An 18050-nucleotide genomic window follows, 5' to 3' on the forward strand; every position below is an offset into this window, starting at 1 on the left:
AACCCCGACGCCGCAGGTCAGAGAACTGTTGCCGCCGAGCGCCCGAGCACAGCGTGATCGCGCCGAAGCCACCGATTGAATGCCTCGCCGTCCATGTCCGTGGCGTGCAGTCGGGGCAGCGCGTGACGATCATCCGAAGATGTCGCCGGTGTCGACACACTGGTACAGCCCACGGTGACATCACTGTCACGCAACAGGTTTCGCGTCGGAGCGTCGAAACGCCCGAACGGGAAGGCGAACTGGGTCACCGGCGCGTCGGCAAGTTCGGACACCGACCGGTTACCCGCGTCGATCTGATCGTGCCGGTCCGGCAACGTCATGTCGGTGAGCGAGACGTGGTCCAGAGTGTGACCACCGAGGGTGATCAACGGATGCCGGGCCAGTTCGGCGAACTGCTCACCGGTCACCGGAAGTCGTGAGCTGACGCCGATCTCGGGTTCACCAGCCCACTCCAGGAGGTGGTCGACGGCCGCGTCCTGCTCGTCGGGACCCAGCACAACGATGGCATCCCACAGGGTCCGGAACAGCTGTTGCCGCCGGTTTCTCGGTTCTTCGGCATCGGCACGCCATCCGGCGCTATCGGCAACCGCACCCCAGCCATCGGTCGAGGTGAACGTCTGCCTGCCGGTTCCGAACGGGAGGTCGAGGATCTCGGGGAGAGTGGTCGGACCGAGGATCGCCCGCTGCAACGCATCCCACCAGAACTCGCGCCTGCGGTCGACGGCGTTGCCGACCACGAAGATCGTCGCGGGTATGTCGTACTTCTCCAGGATCGGCAGTGCGACAAGAAGATTGTCGACGTAGCCGTCGTCGAAGGTCACCGCGAGCCGGGAACCGTCCCGCGTGTAGCCGTCCTCGTCGGCGAAATCCGCGAGCGGCACCGCCGCACGCGCCTCGGCGAGGACGGCCATCTGATCGTCGAAGTGCTCGGGTGCGATGCAGATCGCCCATGGGTCGCAGGCCTCGGCACAGACGCAGTGATACATCAGGATCCCGCCGCGCGGCCGCAACCGCCGAATCCGGCGCCTGACCGCGGCGGCCGCGGCTCTACTTCTCGACATAGATCACTGTCTCGGTGCCATCGCCCGATTCGACGACGTCCTCGCGGACGGTCATGCCGGCGAAGTGCGCAAGAAACTCCTCCCGCGGCAATTGCAGTGCGGGGATGGCCTTGTCGTTGTCGACGCGCATCTCACTGTCCCCGAGTGGAACCGACAGCACGATTGCGAGACGGTCACCGGAGGAGGCCACGGCGTTGGCCATGATGCGCCGCCACCCCCAGTTGTGTTCGAGCACCCGCGGCAGCAGCACCCGTCCGGAACCCCCGACGCGGTCGGCGATGTCTGCGACGTCGACCTCGGCCCAGTTCTCGATGACCGGAGCAGCCTCGCCCGGACCCGCGCCGACCGGGCCGACGTCAGCACTCAGGAACTCTGTCGCCGCCTGCAGTGCCGGGTCATCGTCAGCCAGAGCTGCCTCGGTGGCGGCTTCGACGGCCGGGGCGAGCACGGTCGGTTGCCGCTGCCCCAGATCGCCCTTGCGAGCCGCAATGGTGATGATGACCGGGTACTCCGGGTCCACCACGTCGAGTTCGCTGCGGCGCAGTTCACCCTCGGCCATGCCGTAGAGAAAGGTGGTGGCCGACAACACGTTTCCGCGTGTTCGGACGTCGACGTTCCCCGGCGGGAAGGCCAGACCGAACAGCCGGTTCGCCGAGAGTTCGGTGAATGACCAGTACCAGGTGGAGTTCCACACCGGATCTGCGATCTGGCTGATCCCCGGCGCGGTGCACAGCAGAACACCACCGGGTTTGAGAATGCGGTAGATGGTTCGGATCGCCGAGGGCAGATCGAAGATCATCTGCAGCGTCTGCGTCAGAATGATGCAGTCGTAAGTATTGCTCGGCACACTCGGCGCGTCGGTCAGGTCGTCGACGTAGGTGGCGCCGGGTTCCTCGACGATGTTCAGCATGTCCGAGCGGGTCACCCCGCGACCGAACCGCTCGGTGTAGGTGCGTTCCCCGACCTCGAGGACCGCACCCGTGATGAGGTCGGCGCTGCGTTCCAGGAAGCTCTCGATGTAGTAGCGGTCGACGGGACGGCCGCGTTCGAAGCCGTACTCGCGGCAGATGGGCTGGGTGCGGCGGAGGTCTCCGAATCGCACCTTTCCGACTCGGGGGCGTTGCCGCCGCTCGGCCAGTATCCGAATGACGCGACGGTAGTTGGCCTCACCGAGTACGGACTGCACCAGTGCACTCCGGTTGCGCTGCAGAACTGTCATGGACCTTCCGATTCGATGTGCCGGTCACGCCGGTCACTTACTCGATCACATGATCAAGAACGCTGCGTGCCGGGTACGTGCTCACCGTCAGTTAGGGTCACCTTATCTCACCGGCTCACCGTCGCCGATCGGGACCGCGCGCCGACAACCTTCGCGATCCACCCCCACCGCCACCACACCCCTCTAATGTGTGTGCCAGGGCACACATCACGGCGCCCGCGCGTCACAGAAGAGTCAGGGGAGTTCATTGACCACCAGCACTCAAACGTCGAGCGATCTGACGACCGAACCACTGCGGTCCCGCCGTAACCACTGGAACAACCAGGTGCACCGGCACGCCTTCATGACGCCCGACCGCCCGGCTCTCCGATTCCAGGGTCAGACCACGACGTGGCGCGAACTCGACGAACGCAGTCGGGCCTTCGGTGCCGCGCTCAGCCGTAACGGCGTGCAGTTCGGTGACCGCATCCTGATGGCGCTACTCAATCGCACCGAGTACGTCGAGGCGGTCCTCGGCGCCAACGTGATCGGCGCCATCCCGGTCCCGGTCAACATCCGGATGAGCCCGGCAGAGGTCGGCTTCCTGGCCACCAACAGCGGCGCCAAGGTGGTGGTCACCGAGACGCTGCTCGCCCCGCTCGCCGCCGCGGTCAACGCATCGATCGGCGGAATCGACACCACCATCGTCGTCGGCGGCAGCGACAATCCTGAGCACCTCGACTACGAGACGCTGCTCGCCGACGGGTCGGCCGACCTGCCCGAGGTCGACGTCCCCGAAGACACCGTCGCGCTCATCATGTACACCTCCGGCACCACCGGAAAACCCAAGGGTGCCATGCTGACCCACCAAAATCTGCAGGCACAGGCGGTGACCACGATCAGTGCCGCCCAGGACCACACCGACGACGACGTCGCCTCGGTGGTGCCGCCCATCTTCCACATCGCCGGCCTGGCCGCCTTTGCGCCGGTCTTCTACCGGGGCGTGACCTCGGTGATCCACCCGCTGGGCGCCTTCGACCCCGACGACATGCTCGACACCCTCGAACGCGAGGGTGTGACGTCGGTGTTCATGGTGCCGGCGCAGTGGCAGGCGGTCTGCGCCGCACAACAGGCTCGGCCGCGAAACCTGAAGTTGCGCACCATCAGTTGGGGTGCGGCGCCGGCTTCGGACTCCGTGCTCAACGCCATGAGCGACAGTTTCCCGCAGGCATTGAACATGACGGCGTTCGGGCAGACCGAGATGTCACCGGTCACCTGCATCCTCGAAGGCAAGGACGCGCTGCGCAAGATCGGATCGATCGGCAAGGTCGTTCCCGCGGTGACCGCACGCATCGTCGATCCGATGATGAACGATGTCAAACCAGGCGAGGTCGGCGAGATCGTCTACCGGGGCCCGAACCTGATGAAGGGGTACTGGGACAATCCGCAGGCCACCGCGGACGCCTTCCGCGGTGGGTGGTTCCACTCCGGAGACCTGGTGCGCGAGGATGAGGACGGCTTCCTCTACGTCGTGGACCGGGCCAAGGACATGATCATTTCCGGCGGTGAGAACGTCTACTGCGCGGAGGTCGAGAATGTCCTCTACGGCCATCCCCACATCTCCGAAGCCGCGGTGATCGGTCGGGCGCATGAGAAGTGGGGAGAGGTACCGGTCGCGGTAGTGGTGTTGGCCGAGGGAATCGAGGATGTGACCCTCGACGCCATGGCCGGCTACCTCGACGAGAACCTGGCCCGTTTCAAACAGCCCAAGGACCTGATCATCGTCGACGAATTGCCCCGCAATGCCGGCGGCAAGGTGGTCAAGCCCCGCCTGCGAGAGAGCTATGGCAGCAAGGACATCGGCCTGAATCGCTGACAAAACCCGTCGAGTGGGCGCCCATTCCCGTCGAGTGGGCGCCCATTCCCGTCGAGTGGGCGCGCCACCCCGCCGGGCATGAGCCTCAGCTGTAGTCGTAGAAGCCCTTGCCGGTCTTCTTGCCGAGGTATCCGGCCTCGACCATGCGGCGCAGCAGCGGCGGCGGCGCGAGGTGCGGCTCACGGAACTCGTCGAACAGCGACTCGGCCACGTCGAGCACCACGTCGAGGCCGACGGTGTCGCTCAGGGTCAGCGGGCCCATCGGATGCGCGCACCCGTTGACCATGCCGGCGTCGATGTCCTCCTTGGAGGCGTACCCGCTCTCATACATCCGGATTGCGCTGACCAAATACGGGATGAGCAGCGCGTTGACGACGAATCCGCCGCGATCACCGGCCGCGATGGTCGTCTTGCCGAGGTGATCGCGGGCGTAGGTGGTGACGGTCTCGATCGCCTGAGGTGAGCTCGCGAGGCTGGAGATGATCTCGACGAGCGGCATCACCGGCACCGGGTTGAAGAAGTGGACACCGACCACGCGGGAGGGGTCGGCGACGTCCTTGGCGATCCGGATGATCGGGATCGAGGAGGTGTTGGTCGCCAGAATCGCTTCCGGCGAGGTGACCTTGTCGAGTTCGGCAAAGAACCCGACCTTCAGCGATTCGATCTCCGGCAATGCCTCGATGACCAGTTCGCGGTCTGCGAAGTCGGCAACCGAGGTCGTCAGGTGCAGCCGCGACAGTGCTTGTGCGGCATCGTCTTCGGTGATCTTCGACTTACTGACGGCGCGACCGAGTGACTTCTCGATGCGGGCCCGCGCGCCGTCGGCGGCCTCCTGATCGCGCTCGAGAACCAGTACGTCGTCACCCGCCCGGATGGCAACCTCGGCTATTCCCGCGCCCATGGTGCCGCCGCCGACAACTCCGAGCTGTGTCATATGAATCCTCCAGGTGATCGGTGATCGCTCGTGGTCAGCCTAGGACATCGCCTGCAGCGAAGGACGTCACACCCTTGACAACGTACAACCAATCAGTTGTATATTGGGGAGGTGAACGACACCGACGAGGACCGGGCCGATGCCCTGTTCCACGCGCTGTCCGACCGCACCCGCCGCGACATCCTGCGGCGCGTTCTGGCCGGGGAGCATTCGGTGTCGACACTCGCGGCCGCCTACGACATGAGCTTCGCGGCCGTCCAGAAACACGTGGCGGTCCTGCAACGCGCCGGACTGATCACCAAGCGCCGCCGCGGCCGTGAACAACTCGCGTCCGGAGACGTCGACGCCGTGCGCGCCGTCGCCGACATGCTGACCGATCTCGAACACATCTGGCGTGGCCGGATCGCCCGCATCGACGACCTGATCGCGGACGAATCACCGCACGCCACCAGCGATCACCAGCAATCACCACAACCGACACCCCCAGCATCAGAAGAGGACTGACACCATGCCCGTCACCGACGTCACCCACGATCTCGACACCCGAACCCTCACCATCACCGCGGAGTTCGCCGCCCCGCCGAGCCGCATCTGGCAGATCTACGCCGATCCGCGGCAGCTCGAAAAGATCTGGGGCCCACCCGAATACCCGGCGACCGTGGTCGATCACGACCTCACCACAGGTGGACGGGTCACCTACTACATGACCGGTCCGGACGGTGGAAAGTTCGCCGGATACTGGCTCGTCGACACCGTCGACGAACCCCATGGCTTCACCTTCCGTGACGGATTCGCCAATGAGGACTTCACCCCCATCGATTCCCTCCCGCTATCGCGCAACACCTACACGTTCACCGAACGGGACGGGACCACCGTCGCCACGTACACCAGCACGTTCGACACCGCCGAAGGTCTCCAGAAGGTCTTGGACATGGGCGTCGTCGAGGGATCGACCGGCGCCATCAACCAGATCGACGGGTTCATCGCGGCCTGAGCGCAGGTCCGGCGCACCCCATCGACGGCCTCACGCGTACCTCTACGCTGATCGTGGGGAACCATCACGGTTCCTCACGATCAGCGCAGAGGAGTGAACCGATGACCATCGCGTATGTGATCGCCGGATCCGAGGCGACCGGCGGCGCCGGACTCCAGGCGGACCTGCGGACTTTCGCTCAACTGGGCACCTACGGTGTCGGCACGATCACCTGCATCGTGTCCTTCGATCCGAACAACGGGTGGGCCCATCGATTCGTACCCGTCGACGCAGCGGTCATCGCCGACCAGATCGAGGCCGCCACCGTCACCCACGCACCCGATGTGGTGAAGATCGGCATGCTGGGTACGCCCACGACGATCGAGACCGTCGCCGAGGCACTGCGCAGTCGTACGTGGCGTCACGTCGTGGTCGACCCCGTCCTCATCTGCAAGGGGCAGGAACCGGGGGCTGCGCTCGACACCGACAACGCCCTGCGCGAGCAGGTCCTGCCGCTGGCGACGGTGGTGACCCCCAACCTGTTCGAGGCCGCAACACTGGCCGGCATGGACGAGCTGACCACGGTCGACGACCTCGCCGAGGCGGCGCGCCGCATCGCCGATCAGGGCCCGCAGACCGTGATCGTCAAGGGTGGTGTCGGCCTTTCCGGCGACGACGCGGTCGACGTCGTGTGGAACGCCGGCGCCATCTCGGTGCTCCGCGCACCCAAGGTCGGCCAGGAGCGCGTGTCGGGCGCCGGGTGCGTCTTCGCCGCCGCCACCACCGCCGAACTCGCCAAGGGTGCCGACATCGTCGACGCCGTCGCCACCGCGAAGGAGTTCACCCACGGCGGGATCGTGAGCCGACTGTCGTCGTCGGCGCCGTTCGACGCGGTGTGTCCGCGGCCGTGAGTCGAGCCGCACCGTCGACCTACAATCCGGTCGGGTAGAAGAACGCGCGGTAGGTGGTCAGGCTTCCTGAGAGGTTGGCGTCGTAGACGAGGTGTCCTCGGGCATCGAACCGGGAGAGGTGGCCGGTCGTGCCCCAGCCCCCGAACACCGAACCGTCGGCGAGCGTCTGGATGTTACCCATCGCCCACGCGGTCAGACGCTGCGGATACTTCCACCGCGATACCAGGCGCACCACGTCGTGCGCGAAGTCCGGTCGCGTGCACCGGGCCCACGACCACTGTCATCCCCACCACGACCGCACAGCGCTACGGCCATGCGCCGCAACACAATTCTCCTCATGGAGCGTGATGCCATCAAGCCCGGAATCCGGCACATCACGTTTCGGCTCGCACTGGGCGCAACCACTGATCGATGACGCCGATCAATGCCACGAATCTCGGTCATTCTCACGCGGGCGCCGCGTCGCTAGCCTCGGGTTCACGCCATGGTCACCTCCCGCAACGCCCACCCCGATCTGCACGCCCCGCACGACGACGGAGGTGCGTACGAACGTCCGCCTCGCCCGCTTCCGACGCCGCGCCGGATCATCGCCGACTTTGGCACGAGCTACGCCACCAACGGCCTGATCGGCCTGATCTTCTCCGCGTCCGGACCGGTCGCCGTCATTCTGGCCGCCGGGGCTGCGGGTCACCTGGATCGGGCCGTGCTGTCGTCGTGGATCTTCGGCGTGTTCGCACTCAACGGTGCGCTGACGATCCTGGCCAGTTGGGTCTACCGCACGCCCCTCGCGTTCGCGTGGACCATTCCCGGGACCGTCCTCGTCGGCTCCTCGCTGCAGCATCTGTCGTGGCCCGAGGTTCTCGGCGCCTTCGTGGTGACCAGTCTGCTGATCACCGCGATCGGGCTCACCGGGCAGGTTCGGCGGGTGATGTCGGCGTTGCCGCAACCGATCGTGATGGCCATGGTCGCCGGCGTGTTCCTGCAGTTCGGCATCAACATCTTCCGGTCGCTGGACGACGATCCCGGGATCGCCGTACCGATCGTCGTGGTGTTCGTGGTGCTGTTGGCCTACCGGCGGCTGGGACGATTCATCCCGCCGATCATCGGCGCACTGGTGGCCGGGGCCCTCGCCGTTGCGGTGAGCGGTCGATTCCATCTCGCCACCACGCCCACCACATGGCTGGCCACGCCCGCACTGCAAGCGCCGCAGTTCGGCATCCAGGCCTGCCTCGAGTTGGTCATCCCCCTGGCCATCACCGTGATCGTCGTCCAGAACGGGCAGGGCACGGCCGTGCTCGAATCCGCCGGGCACCGCACCCCGGTCAACGTCGTCACCATCGCCTGCGGCATGTTCTCCGGGATGGCGGCCGCCGTCGGTGCCGTGTCGAGTTGCCTCGCCGGGCCGACCAACGCGTTGCTGGTCGCGGGTGGACAGCGCGAACGCCAGTACACCGCGGCGCTGACCTTCGGGATCCTGGCCATCGTCGTCGGCCTGGCCGCACCGCTGTTCGTCGACCTGATGCTCGCCACACCTGCGGCATTCGTGGCGACTGTCGGCGGACTGGCACTCCTCGGCGCACTTCAGAATGCGTTTCGCACCGCGTTCTCCTCGCGGTGCACCCTGGGTGCGCTGGTCACCCTGCTGGTGACGATCTCCGGCGTCGACCTGCTGAACATCGGAGCGGCGTTCTGGGGTCTGCTCGCCGGACTGCTGGTGTCGTGGGCCGCCGAGCGCGAGGATGTCCGGCCGGCGCGCGCCGGCTGACCCCGACGCAGGCACACCTCCGGCGCCCGGTGAGCACCGAGGCGTTCCGCGTTCAGAGGAGCCCCGGGCGCGCCATCACGAGAACTCTCACGCCGCGTCGGCGTCATCGGTCTCCCCGACCGGGGCGCTGCGCACCGCGTCGACACCCGTCACCGCCTCCGCGACCACCGGCACCATCCGTCGGCCGACCTGGGTATCGAGCAACGTGCCCTTCGGCCCGGCAAGATCCGGTAGCTGCTTGGGGCGGTAACCGTCGTCGCCGATGATCCGTACCTCCGCCGAGTTCGCCACCGCCGCCCGCGGGGCGATGGCGCGGGTGATCCGTCGTCCCCAGTACGCCTTCCACGAGCGCCTCATCGGCACGCACGCGGACTCCCGCGGCAAGGGAGCGCGCTGCCGTGTCGACGCCGGGTCGATCTCGACGCCGTGCTGGGTCGCCTTGTCGAGCATCCATCCGAGGGTGATCGCATCCAGTCCGCCGGCCATCTGCCCACCGCCACCGACGTCGCAGTGCACGCCGGCGAACCACACCTGTTCGATGATCTGGTCCTCGCGCCCGCGTGACCACAGCGTCGGCGCGAACTGTTTGCGTCGCTCGTCGATCGCCACCGCGTGGTATCCGGCCCGCACGGCCGGGTGCAGCGCAGTGTCGAGGAATCGATACTTCGCGTCCTGCGAGCCGAAGAACGCACCCGGGATCCCCAACGTGCCGACCGTGTCCCACACGCCGACCATCTCGACGTGAGCGTCGACGAGGTCGGCCGGCCGCTGCGCCCACGCGGATCTGCCGTCGCGCGCGCGATAGGCGTGGAAGGCATTCGCCACCTGATCGGGCGTGGCGAGGCCCTCGGGCAGACCGCAGTAGGCAATCATCCCGCCGAGAGTGCGCGCGGTGTACGCGCCGCGGCTGAAACCGAACAGGTAGATCGAGTCGCCCGGCACGAAGCAGTTGGCGATCTTCTCGTAGCCCTCGCGGACGTTCTCCACCAGTCCGACCCCGAAGGCCCCGCCCCGCAACCGTGACAGGAAGCCACCGGCGCGCCCGACGCCCTCGTCGTAGAACGGTTGCTGCGCATCGGATTTGACCAGCGCCGTATACAGCCGATAAACATTGGTGTCAGTCGCCGGGCCGTCCCACGTCCCGTCGCAGCAGTAGATGATCTTCTTGCTCATGAAAGATCCTCGAGTCCGGTGATGCCTGCCGGCGACGTGCTCGTCGTCGTGCGACGAGCCTAGGATCGTAACCGCAAGCGGCACATGAGTAGTCGACTACTCGATTCGCCGCGATCCACCCTCGTCAGCACACCCGGCGACACCTCAGCGGCACACCGCACCTTGCGACGCCGAGGCCACCAACTTGATGTACTTGGCCAGCACCCCACGTGTATACCTCGGCGGGAGGGGAGTGAAATCGACTGCACGGGAATCAAGTTCGTCGGCATCGACCAGGATGTCAAGGGTACCCGCACCGACGTCGAGGCGAATCCGGTCGCCGTCCCGCACGAAGGCGATCGGACCGCCGTCGACGGCCTCAGGGGCCACATGCCCGACGCAGAGTCCGGTGGTCCCGCCGGAGAATCGTCCGTCGGTCATCAGGAGTACGTCCTTGCCCAGGCCCGCTCCCTTGATGGCGCCAGTGATCGCGAGCATCTCGCGCATTCCCGGGCCACCCTTGGGTCCCTCGTAGCGGATCACCACGACGTCGCCGGCGGCGATGGTGCCGTCCTCGAGCGCGTCCATCGCCGCTCGCTCCCGGTCGAAGACCCGGGCGGTGCCCTCGAAGACGTCCGAATCGAAGCCCGCCGACTTGACCACCGCACCCTCGGGGGCGAGCGATCCCTTCAGGATGGTGATCCCGCCCGTGGGATGGATCGGGGACGACAAGGCGCGCAGCACCTTTCCGTCCGGGTCCGGCGGCGCGACCGCGGCCAGGTTCTGCGCCACCGTCTTTCCGGTCACGGTCAGGCAGTCCCCGTGCAACAGGCCGGCATCAAGCAACGCCTTCATCACGACCGGAACGCCGCCGATGCGGTCCACGTCGGTCATCACGTGCCGTCCGAAGGGTTTGACGTCGGCGAGGTGCGGCACCCGAGCACCGATTCGGGCGAAGTCCTCCAGTGACAGTTCGACCTGCGCCTCGTAGGCGATCGCCAGGAGGTGCAGCACCGCATTGGTGGACCCGCCGAAGGCCATCACCACCGCGATCGCGTTCTCGAAGGCCTCCCGGGTCATGATGTCGCGGGCGGTGATCCCGCGGCGCAACAACTCGACGACCGCCTCACCGCTGGCGCGCGCATACCCGTCACGACGACGATCCGGTGCCGGGGGAGCGGCACTGCCCGGCAGTGACATGCCGATGGCCTCGGCAGCGCTCGCCATCGTGTTCGCCGTGTACATGCCGCCGCATGCGCCCTCGCCCGGGCAGATGGAGCGTTCGATGGTGTCCACGTCGTCGCGGCTCATCAGCCCGCGGACGCACGCGCCGACTGCTTCGAAGGCGTCGATGATGGTGACCTGATGTTCCGCGCCGTCCGACAGCGTGGCAAACCCCGGCAGGGTCGACCCCGCGTAGAGGAAGACACTCGCCAGGTCGAGTCGGGCCGCGGCCATCAACATCCCGGGCAGCGACTTGTCGCACCCGGCGAGCAGCACCGATCCGTCGAGGCGTTCGGCACTCATCACGGTCTCGACGCTGTCGGTGATGACCTCGCGCGACACCAGGGAGAAGTGCATGCCCTCGTGGCCCATGGAGATCCCGTCGGACACCGAGATGGTGCCGAACTGCAGCGGATATCCGCCGGCGGCGAACACCCCTTCCTTCACCGCGGTGGCCAGCCGGTCCAGGGACAGGTTGCACGGGGTGATCTCGTTCCACGACGACCCGACCCCGACCTGCGGTTTGACCCAGTCGTCGTCACCCATGCCGACCGCGCGGAGCATGCCGCGGGCGGCGGTCTTCTCCAGTCCGTCGGTGACGTCGCGGCTGCGGGGCTTGATGTCGACCCGGTCGTCGGGCTGGTGGCTCATGAAAGCCACCTTAGGCGCGGCGCAACGGCGTCGGGGGGACCTTCGTCCCCGCCGGCGACGGCCACCTCACCGGCGTCGGCACACCCCGGTTACGGTGACGCGGAGAAGCGCACCTCGGTGCCGCGAGTCTCGTTGTCCGACAGACGAAGTACCTGGCACCTCCGGATCGATCGCCGAGTTGCGCTGCGAGGCAACACCACAGCACCGCTCGGGTGTCGATCCCAACCGGTTGAGCTGGGCCAGAGAATCATTCACGTTCGTCGGAGTTGAATCGGCGTCAACTCGCCGATCCCATGCGCCAACCATCGATGGTGACAACGGGCATTGCTCGGAATATCCGGGGGAGCCGACACCTTCGCCGGCCATAGTGACGAAGACCACATCTCCGACGCCGCCGAGGTCCACATGTCCTGGTGCCGCCCGGATTCGTCGGCCACCGGCACGCTCGAACGCGACATCGCAGGTCGGCGTGTCCGAACCGTACTCGCGCGTACGATAACGATCCGCAACAATCGACCGCGGGTTCGCCACCGGCGTCCCACTCCGCCGAACCGAGACACTCGACGCAGCGACGGTGCTACCGTCCGCCCCGAGTGCTGTGCGACCACCACGGTCCATCGGCCTGACGACGAAGAGAAGGGAGTCGGTGATGTTCGCCCGCATTGCCATCGTGAACCGAGGCGAAGCCGCCATGCGACTCATCCACGCCGTCCGCGGCCTGTCCGCCGAGACCGGACAGCCCATCGAGGTGGTCGCCCTACACACCGATGTCGACAGCAACGCGACCTTCGTGCGCGAAGCCGACATCACCTACGACCTGGGCCCGGCGGCCGCACGCCCCTACCTCAACATGGACCTGCTCGAACGAGCCCTCCTCGAGACCGGCGCCGACGCTGCATGGGTCGGCTGGGGCTTCGTCGCCGAGGACCCCGTCTTCGCCGAGCTCTGCGACCGCATCGGCGTGACCTTCGTCGGCCCGTCGGCCGAGGCGATGCGCAAACTGGGCGACAAGATCGGCGCCAAGCTCATCGCCGAGGAGGTCGGTGTCCCCGTCGCCCCGTGGAGTCGTGGAGGCGTCGACACCATCGACGAAGCCGTCGCAGCGGCCAAGGACATCGGATACCCACTGATGCTCAAGGCGACCGCCGGCGGTGGCGGTCGAGGTATCCGCAAGGTCTCCGACGACTCCGAACTCCGCGACGCCTACGAGCGCACGCGCGACGAGGCCGCCCGCGCCTTCGGCAGCGGCGTGGTCTTCCTCGAGCGTCTGGTGACCGGCGCCCGCCACGTCGAGGTCCAGGTGATCGCCGACGGGCAGGGCACGGCATGGGCACTCGGCGTCCGTGACTGCTCGGTGCAGCGACGCAATCAGAAGATCATCGAGGAATCCGCCTCACCGGTGCTCGCACCCGAGCAGGTCCTCGAACTCAAGACCTCCGCCGAACGGCTCGCGGTGGCCGTCGGCTACCGTGGCGCGGCCACCGTCGAGTTCCTCTATCACCCGGGCGAGAAGCTGTTCGCCTTCCTGGAGGTCAACACCCGACTGCAGGTGGAGCATCCGATCACCGAGGTCACCACCGGCTTCGACCTGGTACGCGCGCAGTTGCGGGTCGCCTCCGGTGAACGTCTCGAGGGTGAACCGCCGGCCGAACGCGGCCACGCCATCGAGGCCCGGCTCAACGCCGAGGATCCCGACCGCGACTTCGCACCCGCCCCCGGGCGGATCGCCCGTCTCGATCTGCCCGCCGGTCCCGGCATCCGCGTCGACACCGGCGTCAGCGAGGGCGACACCATCCCCGCCGACTTCGACTCGATGATCGCCAAGATCATCGCCTACGGCCGCGACCGCGACGAGGCACTCGGCCGGTTGCGCCGCGCGATGGCCCAGACCCGCGTCATCATCGAGGGCGGCGCGACCAACAAGAGTTTCGTTCTCGAACTGCTCAACCAGCCCGAGGTGATCGACGGCAGCGCCGACACCGGCTGGATCGACCGGGTCCGCACCGAGGGCCGCCTCATAGCGTCCCGCCATTCCGCGGTCGCCCTGGCCGCCGCGGCCATCGACGCCTACGAGGAAGAGGAATCCCTCGAACGTCAGCGGCTGCTGTCCACCGCATCCGGTGGTCGGCCGCAGGTCCAGCACGACAGTGGCCGCCCGTTGGACCTGAAGCTGCGCGGCGTCGGTTACCGCGTCCGCGTGGCGCGCATCGGTGCCCATCGCTTCCGTGTCGGCATCGAGGCCGGCACCGAGTCCCGCACCGCCGACGTCGACCTCGAACGTTTCGACGCGCATGCCGCGCAGATCGTCCTCAACGGGGTCCGCTACCGCCTGGTGACCGACACCCACGGACCGATCCACCTCGTCGACGTCGACGGCGTGACGCACCGCGTCAGCCGCGACGAGGGTGGCGTGGTCCGATCACCGGCACCCGCACTCGTCGTCGCCACCCCGCTGGAGGTCGGCGCCGAGGTGGAGGCCGGAGCTCCCGTCCTGGTGCTGGAGAGCATGAAGATGGAGACCGTGCTGCGGGCACCGATGCGGTCGCGGCTAAAGGAATGCCTGGTGTCGGTCGGTACGCAGGTGGAGACCGGTGTCCCGCTGCTGCGTCTGGAACCGCTCACCGACGACGAGGAGGAGGATTCGGTCGAGGCGGCCGAGGCCGCCGTCGACATCGAGTTGCCGGAAGTCCCCGCCGACCTGTCGGCCGAGGTCCGCACCGCTCGCGGGCTCGAGGATCTGCGCAGCCTGCTGCTCGGCTACGACGTCGATCCGCACGACCGCACCCGCCTGCTCGATGACTACCGCTCGGCCCGGCGTGAGGCGATCGAGGACGCGCGCCGTCCCATCGCCGACGAACTCGAGCTGATCACCGTGTTCTCCGATCTGGCGCGCCTGAGCCAGAACCGCCCGTCGGGTGAGGGGATCGGCGACGAACGCGTGCACAGCGCGCGGGAGAGCTTCCACACCTACCTGCAGAGCCTCGACGCCGAACGCGACGGGCTGCCCGAGGCCTTCCACGCCGCGCTGCGTCGCGCACTCGTGCACTACGGCATCGACGATCTGGAACGCACGCCCGAACTCGAGGCCGCGGTGTTCCGCATCTTCCTCGCCCTGCAGCGTCCGTCGGATTCGGTCACCGTCATCACCGCGCTGCTACGGCAGTGGTTGAGCGAACCCGCGCCCCGCGACGAGCTCAGCGACACCGTCGGCGCCGCGCTGGACCGTCTGGTCGCCGCATCCAAGGTGCGCTTCCCGGCGATCGCCGACCTCGCCCGCGGCGTCATCTACGCCTGGTACGGCCAGCCACTGCTGCTGCGTAGCCGCGCGCGGGTGAACAACACCGTCCGCGATCAGTTGCGTTACCTCGACGCCACCCCCGACGCCGCCGATCGTGCCGAGCGGATCGCCGAGATGGTCGGCAGCACCGAACCACTGGTTCGGCTGCTGGGTCAGCAGATGACCCGCGGCAAGGGCGACAACTCCGTCCTGCTCGAGGTCCTCACTCGCCGGTACTACGGCAACAAGGGCCTGACCAACATTCGCGTCCAGCAGACCGGCGCGGCCGGTTTCGTGGTCGCCGAACGTGCCGGCTCGAGCCTCATCTCGACCGCCGTCGGATTCGACGAATTGGGCGGCGCGCTGGCCGGTTTGGCGGATATCGCCCGCGACAGCGTCTCCGTCGACGCCGACATCTACCTCCGGTGGGAGCAACGACCCGACGACTTCGACGCCATGGCGAGCGCCCTGGAGGAGGTCATCGCCGGCAGCGGGTTGCCGCCCCAGGTCCACCGCGTCACGACCACGGTCGCCGGCATCGACGGTGCCCGGATGCACCATCACTTCACCTTCCGCCCCTCGGCCACCGGCATGTCCGAGGAGCGCCTGATCCGCGGCCTGCATCCCTACATCGCCCAGCGCATGCAGATGGAACGGTGGCGCAAGTTCGATCTCACCCGTGTCGCCTCGGCCGACGACGAGGAGATCTACCTGTATCGCGCTGTTGCCAAGGACAATCCGTCCGACGACCGGCTCGTCGCCTTCGCGCAGGTGCGCGACCTCACCGAGTTGCGCGACGACGATGGCCACCTGCTCACACTGCCGTCGGCCGAGGCCACTCTCGCATCGTGTGTGGACTCGCTGCGACGGGCCCTGCGCGGCGCGGGCAGGAGCGCCGACACCAACCGCATCATCATGTACATCTGGCCGCCCATCGAGGCCGGCGACGACACCTTCCGGGTGATCGCCGACTACATCCGGGCGACCACCGTCGGGGTGGGACTCGAGGAGGTCCTACTGATCGGACGGCGCCGCGATGCCGACTCCGGCGAGCTGTCCAAGATCGCAGTTCGCTTGTCGGTCAACGCCACCGGTGGTTTCGACGTCGTGGTTGGCGAACCCACCGACGAGCCGATCGCACCGGTCGATGCCTACCGCCAGAAGGTGCTGCGGGCCGCCAAGCGCAACACCGTGTACCCCTACGAACTGGCCGCGATGCTCGGCGACTTCGCCGAGTACGATCTCGACGCCGAGCAGACCCTGGTACCGGTCGAGAGGCCGGCAGGACGCAACACCGCGGCGATGGTCGCCGGTGTCATCACCACCACCAGCGAGAAGTACCCCGAGGGCATCACCCGCGTCATCCTCCTCGGTGACCCGACCAAATCCCTTGGCGCACTGTCGGAACCGGAGTGTGCGCGAGTGATCGCGGCACTCGATCTGGCCGAGCGGATGCAGGTTCCGCTGGAGTGGTTCGCCCTCTCCTCGGGCGCCCGGATCTCGATGGAGTCCGGCACCGAGAACATGGACTGGGTGGCCCGGGCACTCAAGCGTGTCGTCGAGTTCACCCAGGACGGTGGCGAGATCAACATCGTCGTCGCCGGCATCAACGTCGGTGCGCAGCCGTACTGGAACGCCGAGGCGACCATGCTGATGCACACCAGGGGCATCCTGGTGATGACCCCGGATTCGGCGATGGTGCTCACCGGTAAGCAGTCGCTGGACTTCTCCGGTGGCGTCTCGGCCGAGGACAACTTCGGCATCGGTGGTTACGACCGCGTGATGGGCCCCAATGGCCAGGCCCAGTACTGGGTACCGAACCTGACCGCGGCCCGCGATCTGTTGATGTCGCATTACGATCACACCTATGTGGTTCCGGGGGAGCCCACACCGCGTCGGGCGATCACCGGCGACCCGATCGATCGCGACGTGTCGGATTATCCGCATGTCCTGGCCGGCAGCGACTTCACCACGGTCGGTCAGATCTTCTCCCCGCTGACCAACCCGGATCGCAAGAAGCCCTTCGATATTCGTACCGTGATGCGGGCGCTTGCCGATCAGGACCACGCGGTCCTCGAACGCTGGGCCGGAATGGCCGACGCCGAGACCGCGGTCGTGTGCGATGTACACCTCGGCGGAATCCCGGTGTGCCTCTTGGGTATCGAGTCCCGCGAAGTTCAACGTCGCGGATACACACCCACCGACGGCCCGGACACCTACACCGCAGGCACGCTGTTCCCGCAGTCGTCGAAGAAGGCGGCCCGTGCCATCAACGTGGCCAGCGGCAACCGTCCGCTGGTGGTCCTGGCCAACCTGTCCGGATTCGACGGATCGCCCGAGTCGCTGCGCAAACTGCAGCTGGAATACGGAGCCGAGATCGGTCGCGCGATCGTGAATTTCAAGGGCCCCATCGTGTTCTGCGTGATCTCGCGCTATCACGGCGGTGCGTTCGTGGTGTTCTCCAAGGCCCTCAACCCGAACATGACGGTCCTGGCGATCGAGGGGTCGTTCGCCTCGGTGCTCGGCGGAGCTCCCGCCGCCGCGGTGGTCTTCGCCGGCGAGGTGGCCAAACGCACCGCGTCCGACCCGCGGGTGCGTGATCTCGAGGCCCGCGTGGCCGACGCATCCGGCACCGACCGGACCAACCTCGGGGCGGAACTGACCGACATCCGGCAGTCGGTGCGGGCGGAGAAGATCAGCGAACTCGCCGCGGAGTTCGACTCGGTGCACAGCATCCAGCGCGCCGTCGAGGTGGGCTCGGTGGACGCGGTGATCAAGGCGGCCGAACTGCGGCCGCAGATCATCGGCGCCATCAACGGCAGCACCGCCTGGTCGAATCAGAACACCCAGGTGGGCGTCTCGTAAGGTAAAGCCCGCCCGATCGCGGCCTGCATCCGCTCAGACCGCACAGACCGCCCCGCACCGATCGTCACCGATCGCTGCGGGGCGGTCCGCGTCGCCTGACGTTGACAGCGCTCTCCCCACCGTTGACAGCGCTCTCCCCACCGTTGACAGCGCTCGCCCCACC

The 18050-nt window shown here is 67.3% G+C and carries 12 protein-coding genes; 6 read left to right on the forward strand and 6 right to left on the reverse strand.

The features are described from left to right. Window positions 1-17 precede the first annotated feature (17 nt). Together ACWETB_RS06225 and ACWETB_RS06230 are read right to left on the reverse strand one after the other, a co-directional pair. Complete coding sequence (locus ACWETB_RS06225) at window positions 18-1061, reverse strand: polysaccharide deacetylase family protein (protein ID WP_452209983.1); 1044 nt, start codon at window positions 1059-1061, stop codon at window positions 18-20. Next, complete coding sequence (locus tag ACWETB_RS06230) at window positions 1048-2280, reverse strand: methyltransferase domain-containing protein (protein WP_452209985.1); 1233 nt, start codon at window positions 2278-2280, stop codon at window positions 1048-1050. The genes ACWETB_RS06225 and ACWETB_RS06230 overlap by 14 nt, the downstream gene beginning before the upstream one ends. A 247-nt stretch (window positions 2281-2527) precedes the next feature. Between ACWETB_RS06230 and fadD5 the strand changes: the two genes are divergently transcribed. Continuing rightward, window positions 2528-4135: a fatty-acid--CoA ligase FadD5 gene (gene fadD5 / locus ACWETB_RS06235; protein ID WP_452209986.1), complete on the forward strand. Its 1608-nt coding sequence runs from the start codon at window positions 2528-2530 to the stop codon at window positions 4133-4135. A gap of 85 nt (window positions 4136-4220) precedes the next feature. On the opposite strand, the gene ACWETB_RS06240 is transcribed toward fadD5, so the two are convergent. After that, a complete protein-coding gene (locus tag ACWETB_RS06240; RefSeq protein WP_452209988.1) occupies window positions 4221-5069 on the reverse strand; it encodes a 3-hydroxybutyryl-CoA dehydrogenase in 849 nt (282 codons plus the stop codon). Window positions 5070-5180: 111 nt separating this feature from the next. Between ACWETB_RS06240 and ACWETB_RS06245 the strand changes: the two genes are divergently transcribed. From ACWETB_RS06245 to ACWETB_RS06255, 3 genes are all read left to right on the forward strand, one after another. Next, entirely contained in the window at window positions 5181-5573 is a 393-nt protein-coding gene (locus tag ACWETB_RS06245) for an ArsR/SmtB family transcription factor (RefSeq protein WP_449742779.1), read from the forward strand. A gap of 4 nt (window positions 5574-5577) precedes the next feature. Beyond that, window positions 5578-6063, forward strand: coding sequence for an SRPBCC family protein (locus tag ACWETB_RS06250; protein WP_452209990.1), 486 nt, complete (start codon window positions 5578-5580; stop codon window positions 6061-6063). A 101-nt stretch (window positions 6064-6164) separates the two neighbouring features. Continuing rightward, window positions 6165-6953, forward strand: a complete 789-nt coding sequence (locus tag ACWETB_RS06255; protein ID WP_449742777.1) for a hydroxymethylpyrimidine/phosphomethylpyrimidine kinase — start codon at window positions 6165-6167, stop codon at window positions 6951-6953. Between the two features lie 19 nt (window positions 6954-6972). Here the strand turns inward: ACWETB_RS06255 and ACWETB_RS06260 are convergent, their stop codons facing one another. Further along, the gene (locus tag ACWETB_RS06260; protein WP_449742776.1) at window positions 6973-7188 is read right to left on the reverse strand and encodes a hypothetical protein; all 216 of its coding nucleotides are present in this window, start codon (window positions 7186-7188) and stop codon (window positions 6973-6975) included. 249 nt (window positions 7189-7437) lie between these two features. Here ACWETB_RS06260 and ACWETB_RS06265 point away from each other — a divergent pair, with 249 nt between their 5' ends. After that, window positions 7438-8718 (forward strand): benzoate/H(+) symporter BenE family transporter, encoded by a 1281-nt coding sequence (locus tag ACWETB_RS06265; protein ID WP_452209992.1) that lies wholly within the window; start codon window positions 7438-7440, stop codon window positions 8716-8718. Window positions 8719-8805: 87 nt separating this feature from the next. Here ACWETB_RS06265 and ACWETB_RS06270 read toward each other — a convergent pair whose 3' ends face one another. Both ACWETB_RS06270 and ilvD read right to left on the reverse strand, forming a co-directional pair. Then, complete coding sequence (locus tag ACWETB_RS06270) at window positions 8806-9891, reverse strand: DUF2235 domain-containing protein (RefSeq protein WP_452209995.1); 1086 nt, start codon at window positions 9889-9891, stop codon at window positions 8806-8808. A 144-nt stretch (window positions 9892-10035) separates the two neighbouring features. Continuing rightward, a complete protein-coding gene (ilvD, locus tag ACWETB_RS06275; protein ID WP_452209997.1) occupies window positions 10036-11745 on the reverse strand; it encodes a dihydroxy-acid dehydratase in 1710 nt (569 codons plus the stop codon). Window positions 11746-12394: 649 nt separating this feature from the next. Between ilvD and ACWETB_RS06280 the strand changes: the two genes are divergently transcribed. Then, window positions 12395-17887 (forward strand): ATP-binding protein, encoded by a 5493-nt coding sequence (locus tag ACWETB_RS06280; RefSeq protein WP_452209999.1) that lies wholly within the window; start codon window positions 12395-12397, stop codon window positions 17885-17887. Window positions 17888-18050 lie beyond the last annotated feature (163 nt).

The organism is Gordonia sp. NPDC003950 (assembly GCF_053605205.1).